Annotated in this window: 18 protein-coding genes and 1 pseudogene; 11 read left to right on the top strand and 8 right to left on the bottom strand. The window is 62.2% G+C overall.

Annotated elements, in window-relative coordinates; translation table 11 throughout:
* Positions 1-81 precede the first annotated feature (81 nt).
* Positions 82-741, top strand: coding sequence for a dihydrofolate reductase family protein (locus RPMA_RS15165; protein WP_211908241.1), 660 nt, complete (start codon positions 82-84; stop codon positions 739-741).
* Positions 742-755: 14 nt separating this feature from the next.
* Here RPMA_RS15165 and RPMA_RS15170 read toward each other — a convergent pair whose 3' ends face one another.
* The gene (locus tag RPMA_RS15170; protein ID WP_211908243.1) at positions 756-1,343 is read right to left on the bottom strand and encodes a hypothetical protein; all 588 of its coding nucleotides are present in this window, start codon (positions 1,341-1,343) and stop codon (positions 756-758) included.
* Between the two features lie 647 nt (positions 1,344-1,990).
* On the opposite strand from RPMA_RS15170, the gene RPMA_RS15175 reads away from it, so the two are divergent.
* Together RPMA_RS15175 and RPMA_RS15180 are read left to right on the top strand one after the other, a co-directional pair.
* Entirely contained in the window at positions 1,991-2,254 is a 264-nt protein-coding gene (locus tag RPMA_RS15175; RefSeq protein ID WP_211908245.1) for a hypothetical protein, read from the top strand.
* 219 nt (positions 2,255-2,473) lie between these two features.
* Positions 2,474-3,214 (top strand): outer membrane protein, encoded by a 741-nt coding sequence (locus tag RPMA_RS15180; protein WP_249225209.1) that lies wholly within the window; start codon positions 2,474-2,476, stop codon positions 3,212-3,214.
* A gap of 22 nt (positions 3,215-3,236) precedes the next feature.
* Here the strand turns inward: RPMA_RS15180 and RPMA_RS15185 are convergent, their stop codons facing one another.
* Complete coding sequence (locus tag RPMA_RS15185; protein ID WP_211908249.1) at positions 3,237-3,461, bottom strand: hypothetical protein; 225 nt, start codon at positions 3,459-3,461, stop codon at positions 3,237-3,239.
* A gap of 195 nt (positions 3,462-3,656) precedes the next feature.
* On the opposite strand from RPMA_RS15185, the gene RPMA_RS15190 reads away from it, so the two are divergent.
* Entirely contained in the window at positions 3,657-3,845 is a 189-nt protein-coding gene (locus RPMA_RS15190) for a hypothetical protein (RefSeq protein WP_211908251.1), read from the top strand.
* A 586-nt stretch (positions 3,846-4,431) separates the two neighbouring features.
* A complete protein-coding gene (locus RPMA_RS15195; RefSeq protein ID WP_211908253.1) occupies positions 4,432-5,307 on the top strand; it encodes a LysR family transcriptional regulator in 876 nt (291 codons plus the stop codon).
* 8 nt (positions 5,308-5,315) lie between these two features.
* Here the strand turns inward: RPMA_RS15195 and RPMA_RS15200 are convergent, their stop codons facing one another.
* The 4 genes and pseudogenes from RPMA_RS15200 to RPMA_RS15215 all read right to left on the bottom strand — a co-directional run bounded on the left by RPMA_RS15200 (position 5,316) and on the right by RPMA_RS15215 (position 7,115).
* Positions 5,316-5,711 (bottom strand): DUF930 domain-containing protein, encoded by a 396-nt coding sequence (locus tag RPMA_RS15200; protein ID WP_249225211.1) that lies wholly within the window; start codon positions 5,709-5,711, stop codon positions 5,316-5,318.
* 112 nt (positions 5,712-5,823) lie between these two features.
* Positions 5,824-6,078, bottom strand: coding sequence for a hypothetical protein (locus RPMA_RS15205; protein WP_211908269.1), 255 nt, complete (start codon positions 6,076-6,078; stop codon positions 5,824-5,826).
* 81 nt (positions 6,079-6,159) lie between these two features.
* A complete protein-coding gene (locus RPMA_RS15210) occupies positions 6,160-6,381 on the bottom strand; it encodes a hypothetical protein (RefSeq protein ID WP_211908271.1) in 222 nt (73 codons plus the stop codon).
* A gap of 66 nt (positions 6,382-6,447) precedes the next feature.
* A pseudogene (locus RPMA_RS15215) lies at positions 6,448-7,115 on the bottom strand (Spy/CpxP family protein refolding chaperone).
* 213 nt (positions 7,116-7,328) lie between these two features.
* On the opposite strand from RPMA_RS15215, the gene RPMA_RS15220 reads away from it, so the two are divergent.
* The 3 genes from RPMA_RS15220 (at position 7,329) to RPMA_RS15230 (ending at position 9,933) form a co-directional block, all read left to right on the top strand.
* Positions 7,329-8,318: a hydroxyacid dehydrogenase gene (locus tag RPMA_RS15220; RefSeq protein ID WP_211908273.1), complete on the top strand. Its 990-nt coding sequence runs from the start codon at positions 7,329-7,331 to the stop codon at positions 8,316-8,318.
* Positions 8,319-8,474: 156 nt separating this feature from the next.
* The gene (locus RPMA_RS15225; RefSeq protein WP_211908275.1) at positions 8,475-9,008 is read left to right on the top strand and encodes a hypothetical protein; all 534 of its coding nucleotides are present in this window, start codon (positions 8,475-8,477) and stop codon (positions 9,006-9,008) included.
* Between the two features lie 148 nt (positions 9,009-9,156).
* On the top strand, positions 9,157-9,933 hold the full coding sequence (locus RPMA_RS15230) for a DUF2147 domain-containing protein (protein ID WP_211908277.1): 777 nt from the start codon (positions 9,157-9,159) through the stop codon (positions 9,931-9,933).
* A 102-nt stretch (positions 9,934-10,035) separates the two neighbouring features.
* On the opposite strand, the gene RPMA_RS15235 is transcribed toward RPMA_RS15230, so the two are convergent.
* Together RPMA_RS15235 and RPMA_RS15240 are read right to left on the bottom strand one after the other, a co-directional pair.
* The gene (locus tag RPMA_RS15235) at positions 10,036-10,440 is read right to left on the bottom strand and encodes a (R)-mandelonitrile lyase (RefSeq protein ID WP_211908279.1); all 405 of its coding nucleotides are present in this window, start codon (positions 10,438-10,440) and stop codon (positions 10,036-10,038) included.
* Positions 10,441-10,574: 134 nt separating this feature from the next.
* Positions 10,575-11,273: a ribonuclease activity regulator RraA gene (locus RPMA_RS15240; protein WP_211908281.1), complete on the bottom strand. Its 699-nt coding sequence runs from the start codon at positions 11,271-11,273 to the stop codon at positions 10,575-10,577.
* A 224-nt stretch (positions 11,274-11,497) separates the two neighbouring features.
* Here RPMA_RS15240 and pxpB point away from each other — a divergent pair, with 224 nt between their 5' ends.
* Genes pxpB through RPMA_RS15255 form a run of 3 tightly spaced genes read left to right on the top strand, consistent with a single transcriptional unit; the run spans position 11,498 to position 14,047 of the window.
* A complete protein-coding gene (gene pxpB, locus RPMA_RS15245) occupies positions 11,498-12,229 on the top strand; it encodes a 5-oxoprolinase subunit PxpB (RefSeq protein ID WP_211908283.1) in 732 nt (243 codons plus the stop codon).
* Positions 12,226-13,260, top strand: a complete 1,035-nt coding sequence (locus RPMA_RS15250; protein WP_211908285.1) for a 5-oxoprolinase subunit C family protein — start codon at positions 12,226-12,228, stop codon at positions 13,258-13,260. The genes pxpB and RPMA_RS15250 overlap by 4 nt, the downstream gene beginning before the upstream one ends.
* A gap of 16 nt (positions 13,261-13,276) precedes the next feature.
* Positions 13,277-14,047, top strand: coding sequence for a LamB/YcsF family protein (locus RPMA_RS15255; protein WP_211913679.1), 771 nt, complete (start codon positions 13,277-13,279; stop codon positions 14,045-14,047).
* The last annotated feature ends 54 nt before the right edge of the window (positions 14,048-14,101 follow it).

Consider the following 14,101-nt stretch of genomic DNA (forward strand, 5'->3'; position numbering starts at 1 on the left):
ATTTTTGCCGGCTTGTCGGCATATGCGCAAAGCGAGACGTCTTGATCACAGGCGCCGGTCGTGGCGCAGGAGGATCTCAGAATGCGAAAGCTCATCGTCGGCGCCTTCACCAGCCTGGATGGCGTCATGCAGGCACCGGGCGGCCCCGAGGAGGACCCGATCGGCGGCTTCTCGTTTGGCGGCTGGGCGGCGCCCTATTTCGATGAAACCATGGGCGCCGAGGTCGGTGAGCTCTTCAGCGCGCCGTTCGATCTGCTGCTCGGCCGCAAGACCTACGATATCTTCGCCGCACACTGGCCCTATGCCAAACCGGACGATCCGATCGGTCCACTGTTCGACCGCATCAACAAGTATGTCGCGACACGCAATCGCGGCTTCGAGACAAACTGGCAGAACAGCCACATCCTCGGCGCGGATGCCGTGGAGGCGGTGCGCCAGCTAAAGCGCGAAGACGGCCCCAACCTGCTCACCCAGGGCTCCACGGATTTTTTGAAGACCCTGTTCGCGCATGGCCTGGTCGACGAGATCAATGTCTACGTCTTCCCGATCCTGCTCGGTCGCGGCAAGCGGTTGTTCGGTGACGCATCGCAGCCCACGGCGCTGAAGCTCGTGTCGTCGAAAACGACCGCGAGCGGCATCACCGCCAATCGCTATGTTCCATCCGGCGCTGTCACGACGGGCTCGTTCGAATTCGAACAGCCCACCGAAGCGGAACTGGCGCGGCGCAAGAACCTGACCTGACCTGACGCGCCGACCTAGCGCGGCGCCGGGGCTGCGCCGCCCAGTGGTGCGCCGCCGACCGACACTGCACCGGCGGGGCGATCTGCGGCGCGCTTGCGCGGCGCCGTGGGTGCCGGCCGGGGGCTGGCGGCGGCGGGCGCCGCGGCAGCGGTAGGCACGGCGACCGGCGCGGGTGTCGGTGCCGCGGCGGCCCTGCCCTGCTGCATCTGGTCGAGCTTCGCGGTCAGATTCGCCAGCTGGCCGGTCAGTCCCTGCACCTGGTCCGACAAGCGCTTGAGCTCAACCTTCTGCGCATTGAGCAGATCATTGGCGGTCTGGATCGCGCTTCCGGTCTGCTGTTGGAAAGCTGTGAACTCGGCTGCATTCACGGCCGGCTCGGCGGCGCTCGCAAGGACTTCAGCATTTTCACCGGGGGCGCTGACAGGGTTCGCCGCTCCGTGCAGCATATCAGTGACGGTATCGAGATTGAGCCAGACAAGCCCGCCTGCGGCGCCGACGATGAGCAGGACGGCCAGAATGCCGACCGCACCAAACGACCTCCGCTTCCGCAGCGTCACCGGCGGCGGTCCAACATTGATCTCATTTCCGTATGTATCGGCCACGGGATTTCCTTAATTGTAGCACCCGACCCTGCGGCTCGATCGACGAGACATGCGGCGCATCCGATCGTGTTTGTAAGCACAAATCAGCTGACCGTGAACCGCCATTGCCGAGAGGCAAGGCGTATCCCCATGTCGACGCCGTCGGGCTTACGACACGCTTGCGCCACCCCACCGCCGCGAGTCTTGCCACATGGTGCCACGCTTCGACGCTGATGGATGTTGCAGCAACGCATCACCACACAACCGAATGAAAGCGCTCTCACGAATATCTTTGACTGTGCGGCAGCTCATCACGTTTGGTCAGCGCGGGGGAAAAGGACCACCGATCATGATCGACACCGTCACTGCAATCTTCGGCGTACTCAGCGCAGGCATTCTTGTTGCTCACGCTTACGACGGCTTCCGCGCTCGCCTCTGATCGCGCCCCCCCGGCTGCTCGACGGCGGACATCAAACACCGCCCGGTGCAATTCATGCCCGGTGTTGGTCACCTCACTTTCTGATGCGCATGCAGCCAATCTGCCCCCGCATCATGAAACAAGACTGAAACACGATTCTCCATGCGCCGGCTGAACGCTGCCTGAGGGCAGCGCGACCCATCGGCAGGGACATCACAGGGCCGCTGGCCCAGCCCAATGGAGAACGACCATGCTTCGCAAAATCACCCTCGGCCTGATCGCCGCCGCTTCGCTCGGCGCGGCTGCCCTCGCGCCATCCGCAGCTTCGGCCCAGGGATGGACCCATCACCATGGCTGGCACATCGCCGGCTGGAATGGCCGCATCGTCCATCACGGCTTTTATGGCGGTCCGACCTTCTATATCGGTGGCCTCACCGATGACTGCCTGCAGCGCCGCGTCGTCGAGACCCGCCGCGGGCCCCGCGTCCGTGTCGTCAATGTCTGCACATTTTAAAGGCCCTGCTCGAAGCCCGGCAACCAGCCGGGCTTCTTTTCCCATACCGGGGTATTGTCCCTGCGGTTGTTGCCGGCCGGTCACAGCCATCGTGATCGGAACCCGCTAGAGTACTTTTGTCCGCAGCGCGTTGCTGGGGTCAAAGGCAAGCGGATGAGACTGCTCGGACTGGCAGCATTGTTGGCAATGACTGGCGTGGCTACGGCTTCGGCGGCCGACATGTTGTCACGCATTGTCACCAAAGCTCCGCAGATTACCGATGCCTCCTATAACTGGGGCGGCTGGTATGTCGGCGGCCATGCCGGCGGCGTCTGGGGGCGCAGCGACGTCAACAGTGCTTTCGTCAATGGCACGACGCCGATCGCCAATCAGCAGGCTTTTGCGTCGAGCTCAACGCAATTCAATCCTGCCGGTTTCAATGGCGGTGGCCAGATCGGCTACAACCATCAGGTCGATCGCTGGCTGTTCGGTGTCGAGGTCGATGCCAGCTATACCGGCTTACGTCAGGCCCGCAGCGTCACCGCTCCATTCCCCGTCGGTGGCACCTCATTCACGGCGACGACTGCGACAAGCGCCGACTGGTCCGTGACGCTGCGCCCGCGCGTGGGCTACACCGTCGATCGCACGCTGTTCTATCTCACGGGAGGCCTCGCCCTCACCGAGCTCAACCTGTCGTCGTCCTACGTGGATACGGCCGGCCAGAGCGAACGCACCGATTTCAGCAAGACCGCGGTTGGCTGGGTCGCCGGTGCGGGGATCGAGCATGCCTTTACGCGCAACTGGAGCGCCAAGGTCGAGTATCTCTACACTGACTTTGGAAAGCAGAAAGCGGCATCACCGCTGCTGACGGGCGCGGGAACGGCCAACGGCCTGGTCGCCCATGACGTGAATCTCAACACGAATACGGTTCGTGGCGGACTCAACTATCACTTCGGTGGTCCGTCGGTTGCCCGTTACTGATCAGCCTGATCAAGACGAGTTGTCAGCCAGCTAAAGCCATCGCGCGACCGGCAACCGGGTAGCCCTCGACGACGATCTCCCAGCGCAGCGGCCAGCAAGTCAGATCCGGTCGAACCGCATGCACGTAACCTCCAACGAATGTGCTGTCGCTTGCGGCGCTGAAACGCTCGTCGATCATCTCGCCATACAGATGCGCCATGCGGCAGCGGCGCATTTGTGCGTAAGACGTCGTTTCATATATGGCCAATCAGGCCTCCCGCGCATTCGATCTATTCGTTCGGAGCCTGAATGAGTCGCGGTTAACAAATTCAGAACGCGGCGCTTCACGCCTATTCGCACGCATCCACCGCAATCTCGCAGACACCCCCGACTTTCCCTGATCGGATTCACGACCGTTTCAGCAATCCCGCGCAGGTTAGGCGGAATTTCTGGAGCGCGCCCGATGTTCATGATTGCGAGCATACTCACGGTCGCCGCTGGCATCTTCTACGCGGCGAGTATCAACAACACCGCCTGGGCAGTCCGCATTTGCCGCTACGGCGACATGTTCTGCATGAATCCGTCATGGCTGTTTACAGCAGCCATCCTCGCGATCCTCTGCGCACTGTTTCTGCGCGTCGATCGTCTCTGAGCAAGGCCTCGTCTGAACAACGCGTCGTCTGACCAACGCGTGGTCTGAGCGAGCCGGCGGGTTCAACGCATGCCAAGATCGCCGCACGCGACGACCTCGAATGGTCGCGCCCTGACGCTGCGTGGCAATAGCCGCATCAGGCGGCGGGCCTGACAGTGCGGGCAAGCAAAGGTTCGCACCTCACCGCCAGCGCCGTCGGGCTCAATTTTTGAGAGATAAACCTGCGTCCGGCAACAGGAGCATTTGAGGTGCTCGGTGCGGATATTGTCGTTCAGGTAGAGTATGCGCGTGCTAGGCATCGGCGAGCTCCGAAAACCGTCAGGTTTCGGTCGCAGCGCCTAAAACGGCGCCGACGACCTCAGAACAAACAACCTTTAATTGCTTAAAAAGCGCTGTACGCGCACTGGGAATCGCGTCCGTAACGAGCTACCTCAATTCCGCACCGTATACCAGAGGCCACACGCCCAGCGTGCATAATTTTCACAGACTGTTGCAGGAAGCACTCAAATTCATCGATTGCGGTCCGGCGTGACACAACTGTAGATTTTGATCTCACCATCAATTCCGGACGGGATTCGGAGGCGAGATGCATAAGCGATATCAGCCGCTCAACATCCCCATTGAGATCGTTCGCACAGTCGTCGCCATCTCCGAGACCGGAAGCCTCACCAAAGCGGCTGAACGACTGGGCTTAAGCCAGCCTGCGGTCAGCTCGCAGATCAAACGCATTCAGGGCTTGGTCGGCGGGGCACTTTTTACAAAAACGTCTCAGGGCACAAGCGCCACGCAACTCGGCAAGCTCGTCCTGCATCAAGCCCGGCGCATCCTTGAAGCCAATGATCAGATGCTCCGGATCGGCGGTGCCGCGCATCTGCCGCAGCCGATCCGGTTGGGATTGAGCACCTTGTTCGTGCGGCAGTTTCTTGCTGAGCAACGCGGCGGGCTACTAACCGATCTCGTCATCCATACGGACAACTCGGTCGGTATTACCAAGGGCTTGATCGACGGTTATATCGACATCGCCTATATCTTTGAAAATCCGGAAATGACGAGCGAGATTTCGCATCTGATCGTCAACGAGGTTGATGAGGAATTCGTCTGGGTGCGGTCGAAGGATTTCGTGCTGAGTCCCGGCGCGCCGATCCCGTTGCTGACCTGGCCAGGCGACGACCTGATGATCCGCACGCTCACCCGCCACGGACTCGCGTACAAGATCGTGTTCAATAGTCCGGACTATCATGCCAAGCTCGCGGCCGTGGAGGCCGGGATCGGCATCGCCGCGATTCCGAAGCGGATGATCCCCGCCCCGCTGGTCTGGGCACAGGAATACTACCTGCCAGCTTTGCCACCGCTCAAGGCATTGCTCTGCGCGCGATCCAATCTGGAAAGTTCACAAAGCACCAAACTGCTGAAGACCATGTCAGAACGGTTCTTCGGGACGCCACAAATCGTCAATCTATAGGCCCCGCGTCACCTTGGGACGAGATAGTGCGCATCCCACTCGCTGCGCGGGACTTCGGCGCCAAGCTGATAGCTGAACGATTTCACTTCGAGACCATCGGATGAGGTTTCGCAGACATAAGCCAGTCTGTACCATTTGCCGCCGGAGCGGATCGCACCGCCGGGAGCTTTGATCTGGGTTCCGCGGATGACGGGCTCCGCGAAGGCATAGGCAACGAATTCGTCGGGCCGATACCCCTTATGCTCGCGGCCAACGATACCCATCGCGCGCGCATCGCAACGCTGCTCGACGCGCGTCGCCGGATCGAGTTTCAGCATTTGATCGTTGCGCGAAGATTTAGCGAGCGTGGGCGACACGCCGACGATTCCGACGGCGACGAGAACGCCAAGAGCGAAATTTTTCATAGGCTTATAACTGGAACCTGAGACAAATGAGGAGAGCGTCTTTGGCCCAAGCTAGCACGTTCGCAAGTGCGAGAAACCCTGCCAATGCAATGACGGAGTTGCGGACGACCGATCAGCCTATGCGATTGTGATCCAAGAGCTGGTAGAATTCGGAGGGCTTGAACTCTCGACCGCCCAAGCCAGAGATATGAACGCGCCAACCTGCATCGTTCAGTTGCCGGGCCTGAGCGACGGCGATGTCCGGTATGATCCGGTGCGTCGTCAGGCTGCGGTCATCACGGGTCGCATGGATCGTGAATACCGCGCCCCGTTTGGATCGCGCGGATGCCTCGGCATCAACGCTCTCGTCGATCAACATCTTCGCCAATGCCAGTCTCCTGCGGAACGACTCGCCTGAGACCATGTTGCAACGGCACCATTAACCGAACCTTGCACGGCATTCCATCGATCAGGATTTGAAGACGCCCGTGATCTTGGTCCACAATGATGGATCCTGATCGGCATCGTGCTTGGATTTGTCAGGCTGCGTGGCACTGACGGGATCAGAGGCCGGGAATGTGCCGTCCAACCCCGCTTTCAGATCTTCACTCGTCTTGCGATCTGCTTTTGCGGCCTCTTTCACGCCCTCCGCATATTTGTCGTGGGGCGCCGGATCGAACTTCTCAGCCATGATCGTCTCCTCCGTCATTGCGAAGAAAAACGCGCACGAGACAGGGAGGTTCCGGAATGCGGCAGTTCAGTCGAGACCGCGTTCGCGGCTCAGCTTCACCATTTCCTGGATGAACAGCGCCTTCTGCTTGTCGTCGAGCACCGCATAGAGCGGCTCGGCAGCGTCAGCGACGGCACGCTGGTCGACCGCGCGGTCATTGAGGAACTGGGCCTCGTTGCGCATCTGCTCAATGATGTCATCCGGCGGATCGCGCTGTGCGCGCGCAACACGCAGCTTGAAACGCTCGGCACCATTGTTACCGAGACCGTGCATGGCGTCGCTGAAGCCGCTCCAGTTCTTCTCCTGTTCGGGCGTCAGGTTCAGCGATGTCTTGATCCGCGCGATATTCGCGTCGCTGTTGGCGACGATCTGCTCGGCGGTCAGCTCGGGGGCTGCACGGCGCCCTTCTTGCCCTTCTTCGCCTTGGCCTGTTTCGCATTGGGCTGCGCGCCGGATACCGGTCCGCGCACGCTGTTGTTGTTGGCGGGAACACCAAGGACGCCGCCGACCGCACCAACCACGCCGCCGATCGCTCCGCCCAGCACGCCACCAATCGGCCCCGCTGCACGATTGCCGTCGCGCGCGCCGCGCTGCATGCCCTGTACCAGGCCCTGGGCTTCGGCGGCTCCGGCATGCCCGATGAGCAGGGCAACGGCGAGACACAGTGCACGACGCGGTTGGGACAATCGGATCATCAACAACTCCTTGAACGCTTTTGCGGCGCAACAAAATGGCCGAGCGGAATCTGCGGGATTGAACATATTAGCTTCGCGTCGGCGAAGTCCACTGGCTCTGCCACGCTGCGTTGCGCTGGCCGATGTGGACCTCGTCGCATCAAGCCTGTTAGATAAATTCAGCGCAGCGAAGAACGTGCGCGCATCACAGATTGAATCTTTCAAGGGGTGGAAATGGCGACCAACAAGAAGAAACTTCTGATCACCGAGTCCCTGTCGCCGCAAGGCCGCGCGTTGTTCGATGCACGCGACGACATCGAGACGATCGAGTTCAGCAACCTGATTTCCGCGCCAGACTTCCTCAAGCTGATCGAAACCCATGCGCCGGTTCATGGCGCGGCACTCGGCGCCACGCGCTTCGGCGCACCGGAACTCGAAGCCAGCAAAGACCTGAAAGTCGTGGCGCGTATCGGCGTCGGCTATGATGCCGTGGACGTGCCGGCACTCAGCACGCGCAAGGTGCCACTGATGATCGCAGGCACCGCCAATTCGCCTTCCGTCGCCGAACAGGCACTGTTCATGATGCTGACCCTGGCCAAGCGCGCCGCCGAGCTGCATGCCATGGTGAAGGAAGGAAAATGGGCGACGCGCTTCACCGCGCTGCCTTTCGACCTGTTCGGCAAGACCGTTCTCATCGTCGGCTTCGGCCGTATCGGCAGCCGCACGGCGACGCGCTGCCAGGCGATGGAAATGAACGTGCTGGTCTATGATCCCTACGTCTCCGCCGATGCCATCAAGGCTGCGGGCTACGAGCCGGTGAAGGACCTGGACGCCGCCGTGGCGCAGGCGGACTTCGTCACCCTGCACTGCCCGAAGACACCAGAAACCACCGGCCTGTTCGACGCAGCGCGGATCGGCAAGATGAAGCCGACCGCCTATCTCATCAACACCGCACGCGGCGGCATCGTGGTCGAGGCCGCGCTGTATGACGCACTGACATCAGGCAAGCTCGCCGGCGCGGGTCTCGATGTGTTCGAGGCCGAACCGCCGCCGCTCGGCCATACACTGTTCGAACTGCCCAACGTGATCATCGCCCCGCATGTGGCCGGTGTCACCCGCGAGGCGCTCGACCGCATGGGCCTGCAGACTGCCCGCAACATGCTCAGTGCGCTCGACGGCGAACCGATCCGCGCCAATGTCGTGAATACCGACGTACTGGACTGATGGAGGTCCGAGCCGGCGGCCATGAAAATGGCCGCCGGCATGCCCCAAAAGGGCCACAGGCGTTGTGAAAGTGTCATATGCCCCGGCGGATTGCCGGTGAAATGCCGCCTTGATCTGCCTTTGTACTTGCCTTTTGGATGTGCCGGGAGCCGCGCCTTGACCCAGAACGATCCGACCGACCACGCTCTGGCTGCCATTGCCAGCATTCTCGACAGCAAGGAATCCTCGCTGTCCCGGATCGCCGATGCGGAGCCCACGGATCATCACCTGCATGAGACCGTGACGGTGGTCGCCGAGCGCGTGACCGTGACCGTCGAGCAGGAAACGGTCATTGCCGAGACGGACGCGCCGACCACGGCGCCCGAACCTGATTTCACACCCGAGCCAGAACCGGAATTGCCCGCGATCGAGCATGGCGAGGTCGACGGCTACACGCGCCTTGGCCCTGGCCCGCTCGATGCCATCCGGTTTCGCTGGACCGCACGACGGGACGAGGACGGCCAGTATTTCGTCGATGAGACCATTGGCAGCCATTCGCGGCCGATTTCTTCCGGTCCAATGCCGCGCCACGAGGTGGTGGAGTTCATCAACGCCCGTGAGGGTGCGGCACGCGAACGGTTCCAGAGCCTGAAACGGCAGATGACCATCAGCCGCCAGATGCCCGAAACCGAGCCAGTCAGCGAAAACTGAACGTCCTTGAATTTTTCGGAACGCCGGTATGAACCCGGCGTTTTCTCCCGGCGACGAAGAAGCACGAGGGTTCCGTCAAGGTTGCGCTCTGGAGGCGAGACGCGGCCGATATGACGGAACTGGATGCGCAAACGTTCAGGGGACCATCATGAAGCGCTTCGCCGCTATTGCCGCCATCCTGCTGGCCACGACTGCCGCCCAGGCAGCCGACACCTATTCCTTCGACATCGGCGGCCAGTCCGTCACCATCGATGCGCCGAAAGACTGCAACTCTGCGGATTGCGTGTCGATCTCGATCCCGGGCGTGTTCGAATACAACACCAAGCGCATTCGCCGCGATCGTGACCGCGACAACCGCGAGAGCAACACGGCGCCATCCCCCAGGGAAGAGCGCGTGCGGCCCGCCCCGCCACCGACAACGGCTCAGCCTGCGCAACCGGCTCCAGCGCCGGTCGCAGCGGCCCCTGCAGCGCCCGCGACCACTGCCACGCCGCCGGCGCTATCAAGCGCGCCGTCGAGCAACACGCCTGCCACAGCGGAGCCCGCAAAGCCCGCGCCATCGACCGTTGTCGCCAATACACCGGCTGCTGATCCTGCCGTGAAGCCGGCACCGTCACCGGTGGCAGCCGCTTCGCCGCTCGGCATCTGGATGACCGAGAAGAACGAAGGCAAGATCCGCATCGAAAATTGCGGCAGTGATATCTGCGGTTATGCCATGGACAAGAAGACCGAAGCCAATGGCGAAAAGATCCTGATCAACATGAAGCCGGGCGACAGCAAATGGGCCGGCAAGATCTACGATCCCAAGAGCGGCAGCACCTATGACTCGACCATCGCGCTGAAGGGCAACGACTCCCTGCGCGTACAAGGTTGCGCCTTCGGCGGCATGTTCTGCGGCGGCCAGACCTGGACGCGGGTGAACTAACAATCTGTAGGGTGGGCAAAGGCGCCATTACGCCGTGCCCACCTTCAACTGCACGGCTGGTAAAGGTGGGCACGCTTCGCTTTGCCCACCCTACAGTCTGAGTTACCCGATAGCCTTGCCATACTGCTCGTCGGTCACCTTCTCCATCCAGTCCGCTGTCTTGCCGTCGAGCGCTTCCTGCATGGCGATGTGAACCATGCCGGTCTCCGGCGCAGCGCCGTGCCAGTGTTTTTCACCCGGCGGAATCCACACGGTATCGCCCGGCTTGATCTCGATGATGGGATGGCCTTCGGTCTGGAAGCGGCCGACGCCGTCGGTCACATACAGCGTCTGGCCGAACGGATGCGTGTGCCAGGCGGTGCGCGCGCCCGGCTCAAAACTCACGCGAAACGTCACCAGCCGTGCCGGCGCTTCCGCGACAACGACCGGATCCTGCCAGACCGTGCCCGTAAAATACTCGTCCGGCGCCCGTTTTGTCGGACGCGAACCTGCAGGAAAAAGCTTCATGAAGACTCCTAATCTCTGCCTCTCATGGTGAGGAGGCGCGCAGCGCCGTCTCGAACCATGAGCTGGTGGCCCTCACCCTTCGAGAAGCGGCCTTCGGCCGCTCCTCAGGATGAGGGACGACGGCGATCGTCTTGTTACTTCTTCGACGCGGCGTAGCGCGCCTTGGTCTCGGCGTTCATCGGATAGAGGCCGGGCAGCGCGGCGCCGTTATTCACCTCGTTGACGATCCAGGCTTCCATGCGCTCCTGCTCTTCGCCTTCAGCGAGAACGTGATCGAGGAAGGCCTTGGGAATGACGACGGCGCCATCCTGATCGGCGACGATGATGTCATCCGGGAAAACGGCAACGCCGCCGCAGCCGATCGGTTCGCCCCAGCCGACGAAGGTCAGACCGGTCACCGAAGCCGGCGCCGCAAAACCATCGCACCAGACCGGGAGATTGGTGCCGAGCACGCCTTCGATATCACGCACCACGCCGTCGGATACCAGCGCGGCAACACCACGCTTCTGCATGCGCGCGCAGAGGATGTCGCCAAAGATGCCGGCATCGGTGATGCCCATGGCATCCACCACGGCGATGCAGCCTTCCGGCATCGCCTCGATGGCAGTGCGGGTGGAGATCGGCGACGACCAGGATTCCGGCGTAGCGAGGTCCTCGCGGGCCGGGACGAAACGCAGCGTGAAGGCGGGGCCGACGAGGCGCGGCATGCCCGGACGCAACGGTTTTGCGCCCCGCATCCAGACATTGCGCAGCCCTTTCTTCAACAGCACCGTGGTGATGGTGGCGGTGGAGATCTTGGACAGGGTGGCAACGACTTCAGGAGACAGGGACATGCGCGGAGCTTTCCGTCAGAGGATGTTCAGGCCGCGCATCTTGCGGTGGAATGCCACGACGTCAAGAGGCTCGCGCACAGTGCTGCATCGCATCGGCGATCATCCCAGCTTATCGTTCACATGCATGATAATTTATTGAAGCTGCACGGCTATTTTGAGATTGCGAATTCCACTGACCGGCAAAACGCGATATGCAGAATGCATCGTGACAGACGTGAGACGCCATGGCCGCAGCTCTCTCCCCGCCCCGCATTCTGCCCTCCGGCGATGCTGCCATCACGGTCGAATTCAGCCGCACCATCGATGACGAGGCGAACCGTCGTGTGCTCGCGCTGGACAAGCTCGTCGCCACCGCGGCGCTTGCCGCGATCACCGAGACCGTGCCCACCTATCGCTCGCTGCTGGTGCATTACGATCCGCTGCAGATCGACTTCGAAGCGCTCGGCACGCAGCTGACCGAGCTTGCCCTCAAGCCGCTACCGGACCCCAAGCCCGCGAGGCGCTGGCGCATTCCCGTCGCCTATGGCGGCGAGAATGGCATCGATCTCGAAGACGTCGCCAAGGCGCTGAACATCACGCCCGATGAGGTCGTGTCGCGCCACGTGGCCGGTGACTACAAGGTCGCCATGATTGGCTTCACGCCGGGCTGGTCCTATCTCTCCGGCCTGCCGAGCGATATGCAGATGGGACGGAGACAGAATCCGCGGCTGCTGACGCCAGCCGGCACCATCTCCATCGGCGGCATCCAGACCGGCGTGCAGTGCCTCGCCGGCCCCAGCGGCTGGCACCTGCTCGGTCGCACGCCCGTGCGCACCTATCAGCTCGGCCGCGATCCCACCTTCCTGCTGGAGCCCGGCGATGCCATCACCTTCGCTGCTATCGACGAGAAGACATTTGCGGAGCAGGACCGTGCCGCCGAGGCCGGCGAATTCGTTGCCGAGTTGATCCCGTCATGAGCAAGCTGATCGTCGCTTCCGTGAGCCCCGGCACATCGGTGCAGGATATCGGCCGTTTTGGCGCACAGCGTTATGGCCTCGTGCCATCCGGTGCTGTCGATCGCCTTGCGATGGCGGCAGCCAATGCATTGCTCGGCAATCCGCTCTTCGCTGCCACCATCGAACTCGGCCCGCTGAATTCCGTCTTCACCGCGAAGGGCGGCGCCGTCCGCGTCGCACTGACCGGCGCGTTGCGGCCGGCCGATGTCGCAGGCTCCTCGGTTGCCGTGAACACGACGGTCACGCTGGCTGACGGTGAAAGCCTGAACATCGGCGTCGCCCGCTCCGGCACCTTCGGCTATCTCGCCATCGAAGGCGGTGTGCGTGGCGAGCCGATGTTCGGCAGCCTCGCCGTCAATGCACGTGCCGGCCTCGGCAGCCCCTATCCGCGACCGCTGCAGGCTGGCGACGAATTGCTGGTCGCGACAGCAAGCGCGACAACGGAGAAACGCATCGAACTGCCGTCACCCGGCGAAGGCCCGATCCGCGTCGTGATGGGACCGCAGGACGACGAATTCGCGGACGGCAAGGACTTGTTCCTGAACAGCGAATGGAAGATTTCCGCCACCAGCGACCGCATGGGCTACCGCCTCGAAGGTCCAGCAATCAAGCACCTTCATGGCCACAACATCGTCTCCGACGGCACCGTGAACGGCTCGATCCAGGTGCCCGGCAACGGCCAGCCCATCGTGCTGATGCCGGATCGCGGCACATCCGGCGGCTATCCGAAAATCGCGACGGTGATCTCCGCCGATCTCGGCCGCTTCGGCCAGACCCAGCCGGGCATGCCGTTCCGTTTCAAGGCCGTCACCATGGCGGAGGCGCAAGCCGCGTATCGCGCGCATGCAGAGCTCCTGCAGAGCCTGCCGTCGCGCGTCCACGATTCCAACATCCTGATGCTCGACATCAAGGCCCTGCTCAACGCCAACGTCGCCGGTACCGCCATCGACGCCATCAATGACGCGACCTGGCAAGCCGCTGCCAACAGCTGACAGACCGGGAGAACCCATCATGACCATCGATTTGAACTGCGACCTCGGCGAAAGCTTCGGCATGTGGGAGATGGGCAATGATGCCGCGATGATCGATCTCGCGACATCGGTGAACATCGCCTGCGGCTATCATGCCGGCGACGCCGATGTGATGCGCAAGACCGTGCAACTGGCCAAGGCGCGCGGCGTCAAGATCGGCGCGCATCCCGGCTATCGCGACCTGCATGGTTTCGGCCGCCGTCCCATTGTCGGCCTCACCGCGCTCGAGATCGAGAACCTGATCGCTTATCAGATCGGCGCCTTGCAGGGCATCGCTGCGATGGAAGGCTACAAGGTCACCCATGTGAAGGCGCATGGCGCGATCTCGAATGTCGCCTGCGAAGACGACATGACCGCCCGCGCCATTGCGGCAGGAATCAAGGCCGTCGATCGCAACCTCACTTTCGTGGTGCTGGCGAATTCGAAACTCGTCACCGCCGGTGAAGCCGCCGGCCTGCCGCTGGCACATGAGGTGTTTGCCGATCGTGCCTATGAAGACAACGGCAATCTGGTTTCGCGCAAGAAGGAAGGCGCGGTGCTGCACGATCCCAAAATGATCGCGGATCGCGTCGTGAAGATGGCGCAGACCGGCGAGGTCATTTCGATCACCGGCAAGGTCATCAAGATGAAAATGGACACCGTGTGCATCCATGGCGACACGCATGGCGCCGTGGAAATCGGCCGTCAGGTGCGGGCCGGACTGCAGGCCGCGGGGATCGATGTGACGCCGTTCACGACGGTGCTTTAGGGTTTGCAAAGCGCTCCGTAAGTTCCCTCTCCCGCTTGCGGGGAGGGTTAGGGA

The sequence above is a fragment of the Tardiphaga alba genome (assembly GCF_018279705.1).
GTDB classification, from domain to species: Bacteria; Pseudomonadota; Alphaproteobacteria; order Rhizobiales; family Xanthobacteraceae; genus Tardiphaga; species Tardiphaga alba.

Excerpts from the sequence above, each read along its gene's own strand:
- RPMA_RS15165 (WP_211908241.1), top strand. The coding sequence starts at position 82 with ATGCGAAAGCTCATCGTCGGCGCCTTCACCAGCCTGGATGGCGTCATG.
- RPMA_RS15175 (WP_211908245.1), top strand. The coding sequence starts at position 1,991 with ATGCTTCGCAAAATCACCCTCGGCCTGATCGCCGCCGCTTCGCTCGGC.
- RPMA_RS15180 (WP_249225209.1), top strand. The coding sequence starts at position 2,474 with ATGTTGTCACGCATTGTCACCAAAGCTCCGCAGATTACCGATGCCTCC.
- RPMA_RS15190 (WP_211908251.1), top strand. The coding sequence starts at position 3,657 with ATGTTCATGATTGCGAGCATACTCACGGTCGCCGCTGGCATCTTCTAC.
- RPMA_RS15195 (WP_211908253.1), top strand. The coding sequence starts at position 4,432 with ATGCATAAGCGATATCAGCCGCTCAACATCCCCATTGAGATCGTTCGC.
- RPMA_RS15200 (WP_249225211.1), bottom strand. The coding sequence starts at position 5,711 with ATGAAAAATTTCGCTCTTGGCGTTCTCGTCGCCGTCGGAATCGTCGGC.
- RPMA_RS15210 (WP_211908271.1), bottom strand. The coding sequence starts at position 6,381 with ATGGCTGAGAAGTTCGATCCGGCGCCCCACGACAAATATGCGGAGGGC.
- RPMA_RS15220 (WP_211908273.1), top strand. The coding sequence starts at position 7,329 with ATGGCGACCAACAAGAAGAAACTTCTGATCACCGAGTCCCTGTCGCCG.
- RPMA_RS15230 (WP_211908277.1), top strand. The coding sequence starts at position 9,157 with ATGAAGCGCTTCGCCGCTATTGCCGCCATCCTGCTGGCCACGACTGCC.
- RPMA_RS15235 (WP_211908279.1), bottom strand. The coding sequence starts at position 10,440 with ATGAAGCTTTTTCCTGCAGGTTCGCGTCCGACAAAACGGGCGCCGGAC.
- RPMA_RS15240 (WP_211908281.1), bottom strand. The coding sequence starts at position 11,273 with ATGTCCCTGTCTCCTGAAGTCGTTGCCACCCTGTCCAAGATCTCCACC.
- pxpB (WP_211908283.1), top strand. The coding sequence starts at position 11,498 with ATGGCCGCAGCTCTCTCCCCGCCCCGCATTCTGCCCTCCGGCGATGCT.
- RPMA_RS15250 (WP_211908285.1), top strand. The coding sequence starts at position 12,226 with ATGAGCAAGCTGATCGTCGCTTCCGTGAGCCCCGGCACATCGGTGCAG.